A 19,096-nucleotide genomic window follows, 5' to 3' on the forward strand; every position below is an offset into this window, starting at 1 on the left:
CCATGCACGCAGTCAAGAAGTCGTCCACCCATGCCTCTGTGGTAATCGTGGGTGGCGGTGTGACCGGATTGAGCGCGGCCTGGTGGCTGGCGCGCGATGGCGTCGATGTGCTCGTGCTCGAAGCCGGCCTGATTGGCTGGGGCGCCTCGGGCCGCAACGGCGGCGGATGCTCGCATCACCACAGTCCGTTGTTTGTCGAAGAGCAGCGGCTGTGGCCGATGATGGACGAACTGCTCGGTTATCCGACCGAATATCGTCGGGACCGCATCAGTATCGACCTCACCGAACATCAGGTTTCGCTGGATAAAAAAGTCGTGGCTGAATGCGCGCACTACGGCTTGCGCGTCGACCTGCTGGACCCGCAAGAGGTGCGTGAACGGGTGCCGTTTGCCGGCGAAAACGTGCTGGCCGGCTTCTACTACCACTTCGGCGGCCACGCCAATCCGCATCGCACATTGCAAGCGTATGCCTGGGCGCTGAAGAATCTTGGCGGACGCATTTTCGAGCACTCGCCTGTGGTTGGCATCGAACGACAAGGCGAACGCGTGACGAGCGTGCGCACCGCTCAAGGCCTGATCAGCTGCGACCATTTGGTGATTGCCGCAGGTCCGCATACCGGTGAACTGGCGGCGCAACTGGGCGTGGAAATCCCACTTGTCACCGCGCGGGCCGAAATGATCGTCACCGAGCCACTGCCTTTGCTCGAAGTCGGCGGGGTGGATGGCAACGGTTTGTATGGCCGGCAAACCCTGCGCGGCAATCTGGCCTATGGCGGCGGTCCGCACGAATGGGTTGAACTCGCAGACCTGCGCGGAACACGTGCGCAGTCGACGCCATTGCAATGCAACATCGCCAAACGACTCGCCGAGCTGTTCCCCAAGGTTGCGCACAAACGGGTGATTCGCAGTTGGGCCGGGTTCATCGAAAACACGCCCGACGGTCGGCCCGTCATTGATCGACCGGCCACGCTGGATAACGTTACCGTCGCAACGATGTCCGGTGTCGGCTTCGGGCTGTCGCCGGCCAGCGGTCATGCGATTCGCGATCTTGTCGTCGATGGGACGTGCAGTTTCGCTGACTTGTCGACGTTTTCGCTGACTCGTTTCGCCGCCCTTGAGCAGGATTGGCAAGCCATCCAGGGATGGCTGCCGTTGCCTGCTTCGGGGGTGTAGAAAGTCGCAATTGAATCGTTTTATTTGCACCATCCAGATGACAACAAGAAGAGGATCGACCATGAAACGAATACTCCGCAATCTGGCTGTGCTGGCCTCTGTCGGCCTCACGTTGTGTTCCTTTACCGCTTCCGCCAGCGCACCCCAGGACACGCTGCGTTTTGGTGTCGCCGCCGAGCCGTATCCGCCGTTTCTGGTCAAAACACCCAACGGGAAATTCACCGGTTTCGAGCCCGACCTGATCTGGGCGCTCTGCGAGGAAATGAAAGCCAGGTGCGAGATCAAGGAAGTGGCATGGGACGGGATTATTCCGGCGCTGATCGCCAACAAGTTCGATGTGCTTTTCAACTCGATGGGGATCAGTCCGGAGCGGCAGAAGGTGATCGCCTTCTCGCGCCCTTACTATGAAACCACGGGTATTTTCGTCGCGCCGAAAGAGGCCAACCTGACGCTGACCCCCGAAGGTCTGGCCGGTAAATCCATTGGCGTGCAGGGCTCGACCACCAACGCCGAGTTTATCCGCACGGCTTACGGCAACACGTCGAACATCCGTATCTACACCACCCAGGACGACTGCAATGCCGACTTGTTGGCCGGTCGTATCGACGTCATGTTCCTCGACAAGCTCGGCGATATTGCTTTCCTGAGCTCCGAGGACGGGGCGAACTACGAGGAAAAAGGCACCGGCAGCGTCAAAATGGACCCGTTGCAATACGGGCTGGGTGTCGGCGCGGGCTTGCGCAAGGACGACATCGCACTCAAGACCCGGATCGACCAGGCGCTCACGCAATTGCATGCGTCGGGTAAGTACACGCAAATCTCACAGAAGTATTTTCCGGTGGATCTCTGGCCGCAGTGAGCTGAATAGTCCCCGATACACAGGGGCTTTGTGGCGAGGGAGCAAGCTCCCTCGCCACAGGGTTGTGGGTGATGTCGGGAGCAGGGCGTGTGTATCGCTGTGTATCCCAACCCCATGTACGCAGACTGGCTTACAAATGCCCTTGATCCGGATACATCCTGGATACACCACTGCCGTCAAATAGCCCTGCCTTAGCGAGAAAGCAAACGCCCTCGCACCACGGCTTATCGCCCTCGTGGCAGTGACCCTAAGCGGCTCGGCCGCACACAGTATCCGGAGAATCACCATGTCCCGTATGTCGAACAAATCCCGTATTGGCCTGATCGCTGTTGCACTGGCCGGCAGCATGAACCTCGCTTCTTCCGCCTTCGCCGCCGAAGCATTGCCACAAGGCTACCAACTCGCAGCGGCGGAAAAGACCAGTGAAGGCAAGTGTGGCGAAGGCAAGTGCGGGGCCGGCGAAACCGGCGCCAAAGTGACTAAGGCCAGCGAGGGCAAATGTGGTGAAGGCAAGTGTGGCGATGATTCGTTCGCGCGTACCGACACCGACCACGACGGCCGCGTTTCGCTCAAAGAACTGCTGACCGTCGCTCCGCAGGGTGGTGAAGAATTCAAGGCGATGGACACCAACAACGATGGTTTCCTCTCCGAAGGCGAGGTCTACAAGTTCCGCACCAATCAGTACACTTCCAACGGCAAGAAAGTGCCAACCGAGCTGTTCACCAAAATGAGCAAAGCCCAGAGCTGATCACTCGGTGCAGCCGTAAAAAAACCTCCCCGGGTTCGCGCCCGGGGAGGTTTTTTATACGTGCTGAAGTGCCCGGTCAGTCAAAGGCGCTGCGGTAGGCAAAGAGGCCGGGCAAGCCGCCCGTCATCACGAACAGCAGATTGCTGCCCGCCGGGTAATCACCCCGGCGCACGGCGGCCAGCAGACCGGCGAAGGCTTTGCCACCGTAAACCGGATCGGTGAGCAAGCCTTCGTGGGATGCCAGCAAGCGCACGGCCCCCAGCATGTCATCGGTCGGCGCGCCATAAGCTTCGCCGCGCTGACTGCCATCGACGCTGACCGCACTATCGGCCAGTGAAACGGAGGGGTCGAGCAGCTGCAATGCTTGCCGGGTCTTCTCCAGCGTCGTGGCCGTTGCCTGTTCTTCGGTTGCCAATACCGAGTAGCCGAAGATTTCCGTGGTTGACCGGGCCAGGGTCACGCCAGCCAACAATCCGGAATGGGTGCCGGCGCTGCCATTGGGGACGACGATGCGCTCGAATTGAACACCCAGCGAATCGGCTTGGTGCAGGATCTCCGCCGCGCAAGCGGCATAACCCAGACTGCCGCGAGGACTGGACCCGCCCAACGGCATGACGAAGGGTTTTTTGCCTTGGCCCTTGAGCGTGTCGAGCAACTCGGCGGCGTAACTATCCGGTGTCACTCCACGGGCCAGTCGATGGACCTTCGCCCCAAACAGGCCATCGAGCAGCACGTTGCCGTTGTGGCAAAAGTCGTCGTCGCTGCGCACGGCGGATGGGGTCAGGATGAGTTCGCAGGCCAGACCGTGGCGCGCGGCGACTGCGGCGGTCAGTCGGGCGTGATTGGATTGAAACCCGCCCCAGGTCACCAGTGTGTCCGCGCCTTCGGCCAGCGCCTCGCCGAGCAGGAACTCCAGTTTGCGCAGCTTGTTGCCGCCGCCGCCGAGCCCGGTCAGGTCATCGCGTTTCACGTAGAGGTTGCAGCCGTTGAATTCGGGTAGCTGGCTCAGTCGTGACAGTTGTTGGATCGGGGTCGGGCCTTCGAGCAGTGCCACTCGAGGGTAAGTCGCCAGTGCGACATCAAGGTGATTCAAATTGTGGGGCATGAAGGTTCGCTCGTGGGAAGGAACGGAGTGAATCGAACAATGTAGAAAGCTCCTGCGTGAAGATATACCGCTCGTGTGGAATTACTGTTGATACGCCGTGTAATCAAATGCCCGATAACTCCCTCGCCACTCATTGCTTATCTCAATTACAGATAAGTGCTGCCTGTTTAATTCGTTTATTGAGATATAGCCATCGCGCGTAGAGTCGGCCCAACTGAAGTAATGGAAGGGCAGATGATGAACAGCGTGAAGCCAACACATGCCGCAACGGCGCAACCACCAGCCAGCCCATGGCGAGGCACCGTAGCCGGATTTTCTGCCAGCCTGGTGGGCATCGGTCTGGCGCGATTTGCCTACACGCCACTCTTGCCGGCGATTGTCGGTGCCCATTGGTTTGATGCTTCCAAAGCGGCTTACCTCGGCGCGGCGAATCTTGCGGGATATCTGGCCGGGGCGCTTTTCGGGCGCTCGCTGGCGGCGAAAACCTCTACCCGATTCACTCTCCGGGCCATGATGCTGCTGGCCAGCATTGCGTTTTTCGCCTGCGCCTATCCGGTTTCCTTTGCCTGGTTTTTTGCATGGCGCCTCCTGTCCGGTGTTGCCGGTGGCGCGCTGATGGTGTTGGCCGCACCCACGGTTTTGGCTCACGTCTCGCCATCCCGGCGCGGCTTGGCGGGCGGTGTGATTTTCATGGGGGTGGGCGTCGGGATTGCGGCCTCTGGGACCTTGGTGCCGCTGCTTCTGCAACAGGGCCTGGCGCAAACCTGGCTCGGCCTGGGGGGGATCGCATTGTTGCTGACCGTCGTTGCCTGGCATGGATGGCCGACGCAAGAAGCGCCGGTCGCCAGCGTCGCGCATCACCGTCACCGCGCACCAAGCGGCGCGTTGAAAGCGTTGTACGTCGAATACGCACTCAACGCCGCTGGTTGGGTGCCACACATGATTTTCCTGGTGGATTTCGTCGCCCGTGGTCTCGGCCAGGGTCTGCAAACCGGAGCGCAGTATTGGGTGCTGTTCGGCATCGGCGCCACCGTGGGTCCGTTGTTGGCGGGCGTGTTAGCGGATCGGGTCGGATTCGGTCGAGCGTTGCGGGTGTCGTTCATCATTGAAGCGATCAGCGTCGCGGTGCCGGCATTCGGACTCGGCAGCGTTTGGCTGATGGCATCCAGTGTGATCGTCGGTGCTTTTGTTACCGGTACGGTGCCGCTGGTGCTGGGCCGGGTTCACGAAATTCTCGCCAGGCATCCCGCTCAACAACCCGCTGCATGGCAAACCGCGACGGTGGGTTTTGCCTTGTTTCAAGCGGTCGCCGCCTATGGGCTGTCGTTCCTGTTTTCCTCCAGCGGCGGCAACTACAGCCTGCTGTTCCTCATTGGCACGTCGGCCATGTTGATGGCGTTTGTCATCGATGTGATTGCGCTGGTGAGAAGTACCAGCCACCCAGTTTCGACAGGCGAGGATCTGATCAAGTGAATTACACCGAACGCAATCTTCCCTACTGGCGCCGCAACCTGGTTGTTTGTGTGTTCGGCTCCTTCACCACGCTGGTGAGCCTGAGCATGCTGTTGCCGTTCTTGCCGCTTTACGTGCAGCAACTGGGTGTGACCGCCCAGGACGATGTGGTGCAGTGGTCGGCCGTAGCGTTTGGTGCGACGTTTTTCGGTACGGCGATTACAGCGCCGATCTGGGGGCGGCTCGCGGACCGATATGGTCGCAAACCAATGCTGATCAGGGCAGCGATTGGCATGGCCGTAGTGATGTCAATGATCGGGCTGGCGCGGGACGTGACCGATCTGGTGTTGTTGCGCCTGGTTGCCGGCCTCATCGGTGGTTACGCATCGGCGTCCATTGTAATGATCGGCTCCCAGGTGCCGCGCGAAAAGGCCGGTTGGGCGTTGGGTGTGCTTTCTACGGGAGCCCTTTCCGGCAACCTGATCGGGCCGCTGGTGGGCGGATTTTTGCCGCAGTTTGTCGGCATCCGTGGCACCTTTTTTGTCGGCGGCGCCATGATCGCGGTGGCGGCGCTCACAACCATCCTGCTCATTCGTGAAGACTTCAATCGCGAGTCGGACGGGGCACGACGCGGTACACAAACACCCTCCGAAGGCATCACTTCCCGATGGCCGATCATTGCCGCATTGCTGATGACAGCAATGATGGTGCTGTTGGCGAACATGTCGATCGAGCCGATCATCACGGTCTACATCGGTCACCTCGGCGTGGCGCTGGATGATCAGGCGCGGATTGCCGGTGTGGTGATGGCCTGTTCAGCGTTGGGCAGTATTTTGACCGCCGCCAGGTTGGGGGCGCTGGCGGATCGCATTGGCAGCTGGAATGTGATCATCGGCTGCCTGGTGTTAACGGCCATTGTCATGCTGCCCCAGGCGTACGTCACGCAATGGTGGCAACTGGCGGTGCTGCGCGGCGTCATGGGCATGACCATCGCCGGGCTGCTACCGGCAATCGCCAAGCTGATCCGGCATTCGGTCGAAGAGCACAACACCGGTAAAATCCTCGGCTACCTGCAATCGGCGCAGTTTTCAGGGCAGGTGATCGGGCCATTGATTGGTGGCCAGATTGGCGCGCATTTAGGCTTGCAACCGGTGTTCCTCGCGACTGGCGCGCTGTTGTTACTGTGTGCCGCAATCAATGGCTGGGTCAAAAGTCACGTTGATGCGGTGCCCGCTGTTACATCGCCACGGTAGCGGCAGCCGGTACCGCGACTCCGTCCAGTCGTACGCTGTGGAGAAAAGTGGCCAGGGCGCTGGAAAAATAGCCATCGATACGACGGACGAACACGGTCTCCACCTCGGCCAGTTCTGTCGGTAGCTCATGCACCGCGACCATTCCTTCGCGGGCAGCATGGTCGACCACACCTTTGGGCAACAACGTGACGCCAACCCCGGCCGACACGCAGGCAATGATGGCTTCGATGGAACCGAACTCAAGCGGCTCGGGGGCCACGACACCCAGGCTGACCAAAAGGGTATCCAGGCGCTGGCGATAGGAGCAACCGATGCGAAAAACCACGGTCTTCAGATTGTCGACACCCGCGATATCTTCGAGGCTGCGCAGGGCAGGGGAGGTGACGAGCACCAGCTCTTCGCGAAACGCGACTTCGCTATGCAAGTCGGGATGGTTGACCGGGCCCGCGACGAACGCGCCCTCCAGTTTACAGTCGATGACACCCTGGATCAGGCTGCACGTTGTACCCGTGCGAACCACCGGGCGAACTTCAGGGTAAGTCTTGGCAAATTGTGCGATCAGCAGCGGCAGGCGCAGGGCCAGCGTGGTCTCCAGCGTGCCGATTTCCAGCACACCTTTTGGGTGGCCGTCATCGCGCGCAGCGACCGAAGCATCCTTGAGCAATTTCGAAAGTCGTGCCGCGAACGGCAGGATGCGCCGACCCGCCGGCGTTACCTGCACACCCTTGGCGCTGCGTTGAAAAAGCGCCACCCCGAGCTCGTCTTCCAATGCGCGAATCCTTGCCGAAACGTTCGACTGCACGGTGTTCAGCTCGTTGGCGGCCTTGTTCATGCTGCCATGGCGCGCCACCGCGTCCACCACCTTCAGATCCGTTACGTCCACCGAATTCACCTATCTCAAATAGTAATAACTGACTCAAAAATTTAGCGCTGATGAGATGAGTGTCGACGCTATTGGGAGCGAGTACAAGGCGGAATCGAGGTATTGAAGGTTCACCAAAAACGATCAAGTGAATCACAAATGATCATTTTACATGATCATGTGCCAGGCATAGGTTGAAGGGGCACAGATACCGCAGCCAGTGGCGGATCGAGTCTTCGAATCTGAGGCTGTGGAACAACAATAACGTAACCACTGCTACACGGAGTCAACGTGAACCATGCAACTGAATCGTCCAGAATTCGGAACCACCCCCGTTATAAGGATTTGGTCTCAAGGCAGCGAAGATTCGTCGCCAGCCTGACCGCCGCCACCCTTGTCCCGTATTTCGCGTTCATCCTCATCGCTGCCTTTCACCCTCAGCTTCTGGCGACGAAGCTTTCCGCAAACAGCATCATCAACATCGGTTGGCCGCTGGGTCTGGTGTTCATTATCGGGGCCTGGTTGTTCACCGGGCTTTACATCCTTCGTGCCAACGGTGAGTTCGATGAGCTGACCGCAGAAATCCGCGCGGGGGCCATCGTATGAGAAACCTCCTGCGCAACCTCATCCTGCCTGTTCTGCTCAGCACATTTGCTGCGCGCGCCATGGCCGCCGACGTGTTGCAAAACGTCGAAAAACAACCGATCAACATCACCGCGATCATCATGTTCCTGGTCTTCGTCGTGACAACCTTGGGCATCACATACTGGGCCGCCTCCAAGACCAAATCCATGGACGACTTCTACAACGCCGGCGGTGGCATTACCGGCTTCCAGAATGGCCTGGCGCTGGCCGGTGACTACATGTCGGCGGCCGCATTGCTGGGGGTCACCAGCATGATCTTCTTCAACGGCTTCGACGGCGTGTTGTACTCGATCAGCTTCTTTGTCGCCTGGCCGTTGCTGTTGTTCCTGTTCGCCGAGCGCATCCGTAATCTGGGGCGCATCACCATCTCGGACATTGCGTCTTTCCGCCTCGATCAAAACCGCATCCGCACCATGACCGCGTTCGGCTCGCTGACGGTGGTGTGCTTTTATCTGGTGGTGCAGATGGTGGGGGCGGGGCAGTTGATCCAGCTGTTGTTCGGTCTGCCCTACAACTATGCAGTCATCGCCGTGGGTCTGCTGATGGCGGTCTACGTCACCTTTGGTGGCATGGTCGCCACCACCTGGGTGCAAATCATCAAAGCTGGGTTGCTGTTGTTGGGCGGAACCTTGCTGGCGTTCCTGGCGTTGAGCAAATTCGGTTTTTCCTTCGATGTGTTGTTCGAGAAAGCCGTGGCCGCGCACCACGATGGCGAGCGGATTCTGCTGCCGAGCAAGCTGGTGGCCGATCCGCTGTCATTGATCTCGTTGTCACTGGGCCTGGTGTTCGGTACGGCGGGACTGCCGCACATCCTCATGCGTTTCTTCACTGTTCCGGATGCCAAACAGGCGCGTAAGTCGGTGTTCGTCGCCACCGGTTTCATCGGCTTTTTCTACCTGATTGTTGCCGTGCTGGGCCTGGCGGCCATCGTGATCGTCGGGCAAGACCCGGTGTTCTACGAAGGCGGTAATCTGGCGGGCAAATTGATCGGCGGTGGCAACATGCCGGTGATGCACCTGGCCAAAGCCGTGGGCGGCGACCTGCTGCTCGGTTTCATCTCTGCCGTGGCGTTCGCGACGATTCTGGCGGTGGTGTCCGGGTTGACCATGGCCGGCACGTCGGCGATCTCCCATGACCTCTACGTGATGGTGATCAAGAAAGGCCGGGCCGATGTCAGGGATGAACGTCGTGTGTCGCGAATCGCATCGGTGGGCATCGGCATTGTCGCGGTGGTGCTGGGGATCCTGTTCAAGGATCAGAACATCGCTTTTCTCGTGGCGCTGACCTTTGGCGTGGCGGCATCGGTCAATTTCCCCATCCTCGTGCTCTCGATGTACTGGAAAGGGCTGACCACCCGTGGCGCGTTGATCGGTGGTGTCGCTGGCCTGGTGAGCGCTGTCGGCCTGGTCATTCTTTCGCCTGCGGTGTGGGTCAAAGTGCTCGGCAATGCCGAGGCGATCTTCCCGTATGACTATCCGGCAATCATTTCGATGAACGTAGCGTTCTTCTTCACCTGGCTCGGTTCGGTCACGGATCGCAGCCGTGGGGCGGAGCTTGAACGCGAGCGGTTCGATGATCAGCTGATTCGTGCGCAGACCGGTCTCGGCGCCTCGCAAGCGGTCAGCCATTAAGGCTCGGCCCATCACACTTTTCCTTTTCTGATTTGCGTCCTTTGCAAAAGGAGTCAGCCATGCAACTTAGAGACAATGGCTTGAGATTTTCACCTATCACAGTCGCGCTGCACTGGGTCGTGGCGTTTTCGCTGCTGGCGATTTTCGGCCTGCAACTGTTGATTGGACAAGCTTCAAGCGAGGCACTGCGGATGGAGCTTGGCAGGGTGCAAAACCTGCTCGGTTTGATTCTGTTCCTCGTCTCGATTTATCGATTCTGGGCGCGGATCACTTCTTACCATCCGCTGCCGGTGGGCACGCCCAATCCCATCGAAGTGATCATCAGCCGCTCGGTGGCGGTGTCGCTGGCCCTGGCCATGGTGCTGCTGCCGATTGCGGTGTGGGCATCACGCTCAGCCGCCGGAGAAGTGGTGCAACTGCCCGGCGGTTTGTGGATTCCGACACTCCTGCCCACCAACGCAACCTTGAAGAACGTGGTCGATGTGCTGTTCAACTTCGGTGCCTCGGCGTTCCTTGCCGGGCTGGCGCTGCACCTCTTCGGCGCGGTCAAGAACCACTTTCTCCTGAAGAACAACACGCTCAAGCGGATGCTTGGTAAACATGTGGAGCTGTGAGTCATGAACGAAGCCAAATTCGCTTTTTCAGGTAACGCGATCACCCGGCTTTGCGGCGTGAAGTACCCGATTTTTCTCGGCGGCATGGCGGCCATCTCGGGTCCGCAATTGGTGAGCGCCGTGGCCAACGCCGGGGGCATGGGTGTCATCGGCGGCTTGCGATTGCCGCCATTGACCTTGCGCCGCTGGATAGAGGAAACCCGAGCTCTCACCGATCAGCCCTTTGGTGTGAACCTGGTGCCGCAGTTCGGCGGCCCGGATGTTTTCGAAGCGCAGTTTCAGGTGATCCTCAAGGAAAAACCCAAGCTGCTGTCGCTGTTTTATGCCGAGAAGTATGCCGCCGACATGATTCCCCGGGCGAAAGACGCCGGGTTGGTCGTCATGGTGCAAGCGGGGTCGGTGGAGTTGGCTCAAATCGCCATGGCCCAAGGCGCGGACATCATCATCGCCCAAGGCAGTGAAAGTGGTGGTCACTTGAATCGTGGCACGATCGGCATCATGCCGCTGTTGACATCGATCCTCGCCGTCGCCGAAGGCCGACCCGTGCTCGCGGCCGGCGGCATCGTCAACGGCGACGATGTCCGCGCCTTGATGTCACTGGGTGCATCGGGAGTGGTGGTGGGCACGGCGTTTATTGCCACCGATGAGTCAAATGCGCATCCGCTGTACAAGCAGAAAATCGTCGAGGCGACCACCGATGACACCGAGTACCGTACCGGCTACTCCTTCGGCTGGACCTATGGCACGCCGCACCGGGTAATTCCCAATCGGGATAAGTGGAATCTGCTGCGCTTGATCGGCGGCGGCGCCCGGGCAATCGACAAGCCGCGGATGGCGGAGAAACTTTCGCTGTATGCGGGGCAGGGTGTGGGCAAGATTCACAGCGTGGTCCCGGCGGCCGAACGCGTGGCTGAGCTTGCGCTTGGATTGCCGGTCTCAACGGGCCGGCTGATCGCTAGCGCGACAGGTCGGTTCCTGCTGGAGGAGAGACGGTCGCTGGGTTGGTAGTGAACGGGTTCATTGCCCACAGGTTTCCACTGTACTCAAGACACTGCCATCGGCCGCGCATTTTGCTGTTGAGCCAAGCCGACGAACGCACTCATGGCCGAGGTGATTATCGAGTCGTTGCGGCGGATGAACACGGTGGAGACGTTGGCGAACTCGGGCGGCAGCGTGTGCCAGCTGATTGCATGCCGCACGCTGCAGTTTTCCGCGATGGCCTTGGGCAACAAGGTCACGCCCATGCCGGCGGCGACGCAGGACAGGATGCCGTCGAGCGTGCCCATTTCCATGATCTGGTTGGGTACGAGTCCAACCTGGTAGAACCAGTTTTCCAGTGTCGAGCGATAGAAGCAGCCGGTGCGGAACACCAGCACGGTTTGCTGGGGCATTTTGTCCATCAGTGCCGGAAGTGAATCGAACTGGCTGCTGCTGACCAGCACCAGTTCTTCGGAAAACACCTCTTCCTGGAACAACGCCGAGTTCTGATGAAACCCCCCAACAAATGCGCCGTCGAGTCGATGAGCTTCAATCGCCTTGATCAACTCAACCGTTGTGCCGGTCAGTAACGACAACTGCACATCGGGATACTGCTCGCGGTACTTGGTCAGCACTTGTGGCAAGCGGATGGCGGCGGTGGTTTCCATCGAGCCCAGCCGCAGCAGACCGGTCGGGCTGCCAGTGTCCATGAGGGCGCTGCGGCTTTCATCGGTAAGTTGCAAAATGCGCCGCGCATAAGGAAGGAACGTCTCGCCCGCCGACGTGAGCACAACCCCGGACTTCTTGCGGATGAACAGCTCGCGATTGAGTTCGGCTTCCAGCTCTTTAACGCGCATGGTGACGTTGGACTGCACGGTATTCACCTGCAACGCGGCGGCAGTGAAGCTGCCCAGTTCAGCCACGGCGCAAAAAATCTTCAGTTGGCGCATTTCCATGATCGTCACCATCCATCATAAAAAGTGATTGTGAGCATATTTAACGATCACTTTACGGTCGTCGACAGCGGTTAGTAAAGTGGATAAATCCGACTAATCAGCGCAGTTCGACCAATGACACTTACTTCGAAAATCGATCATGTCTTCGCTGGAGGCTTGGGTTTGTTACAGCCCGAAGGGCAGCGCACAGGCATGTTCAAGCAAAGGCACGCGAGCCCCGTCCGCGTGGAACTGCATGGAATTGTCGGCGACCAGCACGGCGATACCCGCGTGCACGGTGGCCCGGAAAAGGCAGTTCATCAGTATGCGGCGCAGAATTACGAGCTTTTGGCAAAGGCGTTTCCCGACAGTGCCTCGCAACTGGTGGCGGGCAGCCTGGGTGAGAATATTTCCGCGTTCGAATTCCATGAATGCAATGTGCACATTGGTGATGTCTTGCGTATTGGCAGCTGCGTGTTGCAGGTCTCCCAGCCGCGCAGTCCCTGCTGGAAGATCAACCATCGTTTTGACGCCGAGTACATGTCGATGTTTGTCGCCAAGGAGCGCATTAGCGGTTGGTACTACCGCGTGCTTCAACCGGGGTTTATCCAGGCCGGGGATCTGATCGAACTTCTGGAACGACACACCGAGCGTTTCTCGATCGACCAGTTCTGGCAGGTGCAGTTGGCGCACCGGCCGGCGATCGACGATTTGCTGGCGCTGGCGGCTGCACACGGTCTGGCCGAGGACTGGAAGCGACGCCTGTCCGAGCGAGCGAAGTACCTGCAAAAACGTGCTGACAACGTTAACTGACCCCGACGATCTAACCATCGACCTGTATTAGTGCGGTCGAACTCGATTCCTGAACTGGCTTGCCAGCGATGGCGGCCTGACAGCGACCTGGATGATCTGACGGAATACATATCCATTCCTGCGGTAACGGCCACTTAAGGTTCCGCCCTTACGGCTGGTCACTTGGAAAAGCCCCAAGTAACCAAGGGCTCTTGCCCCTTTCGTTCGGTGCCTCGCTCCGGTCCTGCTCCGTGGGCCCGCCGCCATCGGCCATCCATGGCCGGGGGCGGCTAACCCGGCATCCTTGCCGGGTTGCCCACTGCGCAGAACCTGCGCTCGGCCTCTCGAGGGGGCGAACACCGCAAAAGCACCCGAGGCGAGCTAACGCTCGACCTCGTTGTTGGGGGGTGTACGCGTTCGCCTGTAGATACCGAAGGCTCGGGCCGCGTTCGGACGATCTTTTGATCTTGGTGAGTGATAGAGCAGCATGGCGGACTGCGCTATTGCGGCGGATCAATCTGATCCAGCACCCGGTTCGCCGTGATCTCCGCCAGCATCACGCTGTTTGAAATTCCTAGTAGAGCATTGCGCGACCCACCCTCCAGATGATCGACCAATTGATGGACCATCACGTCCACCTCTACCAAAAATACTTCGTATATTTTTCACCAATTCTGATTCATAGAATCACTAATCATCATTTTACATGATCCAGCTGCTGACCTACTTTGGCTCTGCCAGAGACGTTGAACACTCGCCTGGCACTTTTCCTGACAACAACAAGAGATCCACCACCAGGAGACATCCGCCATGAGCAACCAGCCAGCAGACATCGCACACTTCATTCAAGGCCGCGTGACGCCAGGCAACTCCGGTCGCGCACAAAACGTCACCAACCCCGCGACCGGTTCCGTGATCGGCAAAGTGGCGTTGGCCAATGTCTCTGAAGTCGACGCCGCTGTGCAGTCGGCCGCCGCCGCTTTCCCGGCCTGGTCGGCCACGCCGCCACTGCGCCGCGCGCGCATTCTGTTCAAGTTCCTGGCGCTGCTCAACGAGCACCGCGATACGCTGGCGCGGATGATCACCAACGAGCACGGCAAGGTGTTTACCGATGCTCAGGGTGAAGTGACTCGTGGCATAGAAGTGGTCGAATTCGCCTGCGGCATCCCGCAACTGCTCAAGGGTGATTACACCGAGCAGGTCTCGACCAATATCGACAACTGGACCATGCGTCAGGCACTGGGCGTCGTGGCCGGCATCACGCCGTTCAACTTCCCGGTGATGGTGCCGATGTGGATGTTCCCGGTGGCTATCGCTTGCGGCAACACCTTCGTGCTTAAACCGAGCCCGATCGATCCTTCGCCGTCGCTGCTGATCGCCGAGTTGTTCAAGGAGGCCGGGCTGCCGGATGGCGTGTTCAACGTCGTGCAGGGCGATAAAGAAGCCGTGGATGCGCTGCTCGATCATCCGGAGGTCAAAGCGGTGAGCTTCGTCGGCTCGACGCCGATTGCCAACTACATCTACGAGACCGGTGCCCGCCACGGCAAGCGTGTGCAAGCGTTGGGCGGGGCGAAGAACCACATGGTGGTGATGCCCGACGCCGACATCGACCAAGTGGTCGATGCCTTGATCGGCGCCGCTTTCGGCTCTGCCGGCGAGCGCTGCATGGCAATTTCGGTGGCGGTGTTCGTAGGGGATGTCGCCGATAAAGTCATGCCAAAACTGGTGGAACGCACCCGAACCCTGAAAATCCTTGAAGGGATGAACCTGGCCGCCGAAATGGGCCCGATTGTTTCGTCCGCGGCTTTGCAACGCATCACCGGCTACATCGAACAGGGCATTGCCGAAGGTGCCGCAATGCTGGTCGACGGTCGCGGCTTTGACGGCTCACAGGCCGGCGACGATTGTGCCGAAGGTTTCTGGCTTGGAGGCACGGTGTTCGACCATGTCACCCCTGAAATGAAAATCTATAAAGAAGAAATCTTCGGCCCGGTGCTGGCATGCATGCGTGTGAAGGATTTTGCCGAGGCGGTGGATCTGGTCAATTCACACGAATTTGGCAACGGCACCGCGTGCTATACCCGCGACGGCCACATCGCCCGTGAATTCGCCAGCCGCATCCAGGTTGGCATGGTCGGCATCAACGTGCCGATTCCGGTACCGATGGCGTGGCATGGTTTTGGTGGTTGGAAGCGTTCGCTGTTCGGCGATATGCACGCTTACGGCGAGGAGGGCGTGCGCTTCTACACCAAGCAGAAGTCGATCATGCAGCGCTGGCCGAACAGCATCGCCAAAGGTGCCGAGTTCGCCATGCCGACCTCGAAGTAATCATTGACGCTTTTGGGTTGGAGGGCGTGTAGGCGCGGGCTTGCACGCCAGCCATTTTCCCGGGGGGCGAACTCCTCGCTCCCAATTTTTTATCGCCAGGGTGAATTGCCATGCCATTGCTCAAGTTCGACATCATCCAGGGCCGTAACGATGAACAACTGCAAACCCTGCTAGATGGGGCGCACCGGGCCATGGTCCAGGCGTTTGACGTTCCCGTCAGTGATCGCTACCAAAGCGTCACGCAACACCGTCCGGGGGAACTGGTGCTGCACGACACGGGATTGGGCTACACACGCTCAGCCAATGTGGTGTTGCTGACGGTTATTTCCCGACCGCGCTCAAGGGAGCAGAAGATCGCGTTTTATCGGTTGTTGGCCGAGCAACTGCGAGTCGACTGTGACCTGTCGCCCGATGACCTGATTGTCTCGCTGGTGGAAAACACCGATGCGGACTGGTCGTTCGGAGGTGGCCGGGCGCAATTCCTGACCGGGGAGCTTTAGGTTTTTCATTCACTCATCACATTCAGGTGCTGCGATGTCCACTCCATTGTTATCCCTTTTGAACATTGAATTGCCGATCATTCAGTCACCGATGGTGGGCGTCTCCACGCCCAAACTGGCGGCTGCGGTATCCAATGCTGGCGGGCTCGGGTCGATAGGGATCGGGGCGAGCACGGTCGAGCAGGCGCGCAACATGCTGCGAGAAACCGCTGCGCTGACGGACAAGCCGTTCAATGTGAATCTGTTCTGCCACCGACCCGCGGTGCAAGACCACGCGCGCGAGTCACAGTGGTTGACGGTGCTTGCTCCGTTTTTTGCCGAGTTCGATGCCGCTGCGCCGACATCGCTACGTGAGATTTACACCTCGTTCGTTGAAGACGAGGACATGCTGCAAATGCTGCTGGAAGAGAAGCCGGCGGTGGTCAGTTTCCATTTTGGCCTGCCGCCGCAACCGGCCGTCGATGCGCTCAAGGACGCCGGCATCGTCTTGCTGTGTTGCGTGACCAATCTGGCTGAGGCGCAGCAAGCGGAGAGCGCCGGTGTGCATGCGCTGGTGGCGCAAGGCTTCGAGGCCGGAGGGCATCGCGGGGTTTTCGACCCACAGCAAGACAGTGAGCTGGGCACGTTGGCCCTGGTGCGGATGCTGGTCGACGCGTGCCCGCTCCCTGTTATTGCGGCAGGCGGCATCATGGATGGCGCAGGCATCAAGGCTGTGATGCAATTGGGCGCCAGTGCTGCGCAGTTGGGCACGGCGTTTATCCTGTGCCCTGAATCGTCCGCCAACGTGGCTTATCGCGAGGCCTTGAAAGGCCCGCGCGCCCACCAGACAAGCGTTACCAGTGTGATTTCAGGGCGCCCGGCCCGTGGCATGGTCAACCGCAACTTCACCTCACTGCAGGCCGATACCACTGCGTTGCCCGACTATCCAATTGCCTACGACGCCAACAAAGCACTCAACGCGGCGGCAGCGGCCAAGGCCAACACGGCGTTCGCCGTGCAATGGGCCGGGCAGGGCGCACCGCTGGCACGGGAAATGCCGGCGGCAGCGTTGGTGAATTTGCTGGTGGCCCAAATGAAGTCCTGAGTGGAAAGCGGCGCAGCGCTAATTACACTCGGTCGCTACGGCCTTCTCGGCGCGCTGGATTTCCTGTTTGACGTCAGTGGTGATGCGCTGCTCTTTACGCTGCTGCCCAAGGAACGGCTGTTCCCCACGGGATTTCACCTCGGCATCCGTAGCCGCAACCTGCGCCTCGACCGAAGCCGCGTGCTCCTCGATAACAGCGTCCACCTCTTTTTCGTTCTTGGCGGTATCCAGAGCGCTGACGAGCTTGCCGACCTCTGCCTCTTCGGCCTTGGCGTATCCCTCGACCGACAGCCCAGCGGCCATGGCTCGCGCCTGAGCTTCCACCGTCTTCATGTGCTGCTGCGCTACCGCGCACAAGGCTTCCTGCCGCTGGCTTTGCGCAGCCTTCCAATTATTAACCCCGTACATCACAACGCAGATTGTCGCGATGGCTACCGTGGCTCCAATCAATGTGCCTTTCAAAAGCCTCGTCCTCACGAACCCATCAACGTGTATTCGAAATGGTCGTCTGATCTCAATGTAAGGAATAGAAAGCTTAGCAGGGCAGGAGCGATCGAACAGCCCGGGAGACGAGAGGGGCAAGAAGAATTTATCTGGCGCTGTAAATTCCACCCATCCCCAGAAACGACAAAGCCCTGAATAATCAGGGCTTTGTCGTATAAAGATGGCGGAGGCGATGGGATTCGAACTCATGGACCTGTTACAGTCGACGGTTTTCAAGACCGTTGCCTTAAACCACTCGGCCACACCTCCGTTTGCGTTGCGGGCGCCATAATACCTGAATGAAACACACTGTCAAACTCTCTGCATAGCTTGTTACAGGGCGTCTGTTATGATCTTTGCGACTGAACGTTTCAAACCAACAGGAGTGTCGCCATGCGCGAACAGGATTACGCAGTTAATAACAGCGTGCAGGCTGAGCAGCTAGAGGTTAGCCGCGTCCTGCGCAACACATACGGGTTGCTCGCCCTGACCCTCGCATTCAGCGGTGTGATGGCCTTCGTTGCCCAGCAGATGCGTGTTGGCTACCCGAACATTTTCGTGGTGCTGATCGGCTTCTACGGCCTTTTCTTCCTTACCAACAAACTTCGCGATTCCGCCTGGGGCCTGGTGTCGGCATTTGCCCTGACCGGTTTCATGGGTTTCCTGCTCGGCCCGATCCTTAACCGTTACCTGGGCATGCAGGGCGGCGCTGAAGTGGTCAGCTCGGCTTTTGCTATGACGGCTTTGGTGTTTGGCGGTTTGTCGGCCTATGTGCTGATCACCCGTAAGGACATGAGCTTCCTCGGCGGTTTCATCACTGCAGGCTTCTTCGTGCTGCTGGGTGCGACGCTGGCCAGCTTCTTCTTCCAGATCAGCGGCCTGCAACTGGCGATCAGCGCCGGTTTTGTACTGTTCTCCTCGGTCTGCATTCTGTTTCAGACCAGCGCCATTATTCACGGCGGCGAGCGCAACTACATCATGGCGACCATCAGCCTGTATGTATCGATCTACAACCTGTTCGTCAGCTTGTTGCAGCTGTTCGGCATCATGAGCCGCGATGATTGATCGCAGGTCGTGAGTGAAGAAACCCGCTACGGCGGGTTTTTTCTTGCCTGAAATTCGCTGAAAGGGCTAAGCCATCGGCGGCAAACGCCGTTTGACCGGGGTTTTCTTGACGATTGCCGTATTGGTTTCGGCGTGGCTGTTGAGACGGTCCAGCAGGGTGTCCAACTGCTCCATCGAGCGTACATGCAGGCGCGCGATGAAGCAGTCGTCGCCGGTGACCTTGTCGCATTCGGTGAATTCCGGGATGGCCTGGATTTGCCGTTCGACTTCCTGCAACTGGCCCGGCAGCGGGCGGATGCGCACGATCGCCTGGAGCTGATAGCCAAAGCACTTTGCATCAATCTCGACGGTGTAGCCCTTGAGCACGCCACGTTCTTCGAGACGCCGCAATCGTTCAGCAACGCTGGGCGACGACAGGCCGCTGATTTGCGCCAGGGCCTTGAGCGAACGTCGGGAGTCTTCCATCAAGGCCGCGATCAGCAGTTGGTCGATGTCATCGGTCATGGCGAAAACCTCTATTAGGCAGTTCTACAAAATTGCCTTCGCAAAAAAGGCAGAAACCGAGTTTAGCCTGCTTTTTACGCTGGAGG

20 protein-coding genes and 1 tRNA gene are annotated in these 19,096 nt (G+C 59.1%); 14 read left to right on the forward strand and 7 right to left on the reverse strand.

Features of this window, described 5'->3' with window-relative positions; translation table 11 throughout:
- Positions 1-2 precede the first annotated feature (2 nt).
- The 3 genes from ABVN21_RS07065 (at position 3) to ABVN21_RS07075 (ending at position 2,779) form a co-directional block, all read left to right on the forward strand.
- Positions 3-1,172 carry an FAD-binding oxidoreductase gene (locus ABVN21_RS07065; RefSeq protein ID WP_339556323.1) on the forward strand — a complete coding sequence of 390 codons (1,170 nt, stop codon included), beginning with the start codon at positions 3-5 and terminating at the stop codon, positions 1,170-1,172.
- A gap of 61 nt (positions 1,173-1,233) precedes the next feature.
- Complete coding sequence (locus ABVN21_RS07070; protein ID WP_339556324.1) at positions 1,234-2,031, forward strand: transporter substrate-binding domain-containing protein; 798 nt, start codon at positions 1,234-1,236, stop codon at positions 2,029-2,031.
- Between the two features lie 286 nt (positions 2,032-2,317).
- Positions 2,318-2,779 carry a hypothetical protein gene (locus ABVN21_RS07075; RefSeq protein WP_339556325.1) on the forward strand — a complete coding sequence of 154 codons (462 nt, stop codon included), beginning with the start codon at positions 2,318-2,320 and terminating at the stop codon, positions 2,777-2,779.
- Between the two features lie 76 nt (positions 2,780-2,855).
- On the opposite strand, the gene ABVN21_RS07080 is transcribed toward ABVN21_RS07075, so the two are convergent.
- Positions 2,856-3,884, reverse strand: coding sequence for a D-cysteine desulfhydrase family protein (locus ABVN21_RS07080; protein ID WP_339556326.1), 1,029 nt, complete (start codon positions 3,882-3,884; stop codon positions 2,856-2,858).
- Between the two features lie 234 nt (positions 3,885-4,118).
- Between ABVN21_RS07080 and ABVN21_RS07085 the strand changes: the two genes are divergently transcribed.
- Both ABVN21_RS07085 and ABVN21_RS07090 read left to right on the forward strand, forming a co-directional pair.
- Entirely contained in the window at positions 4,119-5,357 is a 1,239-nt protein-coding gene (locus ABVN21_RS07085; RefSeq protein ID WP_339556327.1) for a YbfB/YjiJ family MFS transporter, read from the forward strand.
- Positions 5,354-6,589 carry an MFS transporter gene (locus tag ABVN21_RS07090; protein WP_339556328.1) on the forward strand — a complete coding sequence of 412 codons (1,236 nt, stop codon included), beginning with the start codon at positions 5,354-5,356 and terminating at the stop codon, positions 6,587-6,589. The genes ABVN21_RS07085 and ABVN21_RS07090 overlap by 4 nt, the downstream gene beginning before the upstream one ends.
- Here the strand turns inward: ABVN21_RS07090 and ABVN21_RS07095 are convergent.
- The gene (locus tag ABVN21_RS07095; RefSeq protein ID WP_339556329.1) at positions 6,573-7,472 is read right to left on the reverse strand and encodes a LysR family transcriptional regulator; all 900 of its coding nucleotides are present in this window, start codon (positions 7,470-7,472) and stop codon (positions 6,573-6,575) included. The two genes, ABVN21_RS07090 and ABVN21_RS07095, sit on opposite strands and share 17 nt — an antisense overlap.
- A 270-nt stretch (positions 7,473-7,742) precedes the next feature.
- Here ABVN21_RS07095 and ABVN21_RS07100 point away from each other — a divergent pair, with 270 nt between their 5' ends.
- The 4 genes from ABVN21_RS07100 to ABVN21_RS07115 are packed head-to-tail and all read left to right on the forward strand — an operon-like array spanning position 7,743 to position 11,349.
- Positions 7,743-8,057 (forward strand): DUF485 domain-containing protein, encoded by a 315-nt coding sequence (locus ABVN21_RS07100; RefSeq protein WP_339556330.1) that lies wholly within the window; start codon positions 7,743-7,745, stop codon positions 8,055-8,057.
- Positions 8,054-9,727 carry a cation acetate symporter gene (locus ABVN21_RS07105; protein WP_339556331.1) on the forward strand — a complete coding sequence of 558 codons (1,674 nt, stop codon included), beginning with the start codon at positions 8,054-8,056 and terminating at the stop codon, positions 9,725-9,727. Before ABVN21_RS07100 ends, ABVN21_RS07105 begins: the two co-directional genes overlap by 4 nt.
- Positions 9,728-9,786: 59 nt before the next feature.
- Positions 9,787-10,341: a cytochrome b/b6 domain-containing protein gene (locus tag ABVN21_RS07110; RefSeq protein ID WP_339556332.1), complete on the forward strand. Its 555-nt coding sequence runs from the start codon at positions 9,787-9,789 to the stop codon at positions 10,339-10,341.
- 3 nt (positions 10,342-10,344) lie between these two features.
- The gene (locus ABVN21_RS07115) at positions 10,345-11,349 is read left to right on the forward strand and encodes a nitronate monooxygenase (RefSeq protein WP_339556333.1); all 1,005 of its coding nucleotides are present in this window, start codon (positions 10,345-10,347) and stop codon (positions 11,347-11,349) included.
- A gap of 35 nt (positions 11,350-11,384) precedes the next feature.
- Here ABVN21_RS07115 and ABVN21_RS07120 read toward each other — a convergent pair whose 3' ends face one another.
- A complete protein-coding gene (locus tag ABVN21_RS07120; protein ID WP_339556334.1) occupies positions 11,385-12,275 on the reverse strand; it encodes a LysR family transcriptional regulator in 891 nt (296 codons plus the stop codon).
- 225 nt (positions 12,276-12,500) lie between these two features.
- On the opposite strand from ABVN21_RS07120, the gene ABVN21_RS07125 reads away from it, so the two are divergent.
- Complete coding sequence (locus tag ABVN21_RS07125) at positions 12,501-13,067, forward strand: MOSC domain-containing protein (protein WP_339556335.1); 567 nt, start codon at positions 12,501-12,503, stop codon at positions 13,065-13,067.
- A gap of 479 nt (positions 13,068-13,546) precedes the next feature.
- Here ABVN21_RS07125 and ABVN21_RS07130 read toward each other — a convergent pair whose 3' ends face one another.
- Positions 13,547-13,675 carry a hypothetical protein gene (locus ABVN21_RS07130; protein ID WP_339556180.1) on the reverse strand — a complete coding sequence of 43 codons (129 nt, stop codon included), beginning with the start codon at positions 13,673-13,675 and terminating at the stop codon, positions 13,547-13,549.
- A gap of 181 nt (positions 13,676-13,856) precedes the next feature.
- Here ABVN21_RS07130 and ABVN21_RS07135 point away from each other — a divergent pair, with 181 nt between their 5' ends.
- From ABVN21_RS07135 to ABVN21_RS07145, 3 genes are all read left to right on the forward strand, one after another.
- Complete coding sequence (locus ABVN21_RS07135; protein ID WP_339556132.1) at positions 13,857-15,374, forward strand: CoA-acylating methylmalonate-semialdehyde dehydrogenase; 1,518 nt, start codon at positions 13,857-13,859, stop codon at positions 15,372-15,374.
- Between the two features lie 110 nt (positions 15,375-15,484).
- Entirely contained in the window at positions 15,485-15,874 is a 390-nt protein-coding gene (locus tag ABVN21_RS07140) for a tautomerase family protein (RefSeq protein ID WP_339556133.1), read from the forward strand.
- Between the two features lie 34 nt (positions 15,875-15,908).
- Positions 15,909-16,958 (forward strand): nitronate monooxygenase, encoded by a 1,050-nt coding sequence (locus ABVN21_RS07145; protein WP_339556134.1) that lies wholly within the window; start codon positions 15,909-15,911, stop codon positions 16,956-16,958.
- Between the two features lie 18 nt (positions 16,959-16,976).
- On the opposite strand, the gene ABVN21_RS07150 is transcribed toward ABVN21_RS07145, so the two are convergent.
- Positions 16,977-17,366, reverse strand: a complete 390-nt coding sequence (locus ABVN21_RS07150) for a hypothetical protein (protein ID WP_339556176.1) — start codon at positions 17,364-17,366, stop codon at positions 16,977-16,979.
- A 257-nt stretch (positions 17,367-17,623) separates the two neighbouring features.
- Positions 17,624-17,711, reverse strand: a tRNA-Ser gene (locus ABVN21_RS07155).
- 123 nt (positions 17,712-17,834) lie between these two features.
- Between ABVN21_RS07155 and ABVN21_RS07160 the strand changes: the two genes are divergently transcribed.
- Positions 17,835-18,506 (forward strand): Bax inhibitor-1/YccA family protein, encoded by a 672-nt coding sequence (locus tag ABVN21_RS07160; RefSeq protein ID WP_008006561.1) that lies wholly within the window; start codon positions 17,835-17,837, stop codon positions 18,504-18,506.
- 66 nt (positions 18,507-18,572) lie between these two features.
- On the opposite strand, the gene ABVN21_RS07165 is transcribed toward ABVN21_RS07160, so the two are convergent.
- Positions 18,573-19,010, reverse strand: coding sequence for an Lrp/AsnC family transcriptional regulator (locus tag ABVN21_RS07165; protein ID WP_339556135.1), 438 nt, complete (start codon positions 19,008-19,010; stop codon positions 18,573-18,575).
- Positions 19,011-19,096 lie beyond the last annotated feature (86 nt).

The organism is Pseudomonas sp. MYb327 (genome assembly GCF_040438925.1).
Taxonomy (GTDB): Bacteria; Pseudomonadota; Gammaproteobacteria; order Pseudomonadales; family Pseudomonadaceae; genus Aquipseudomonas.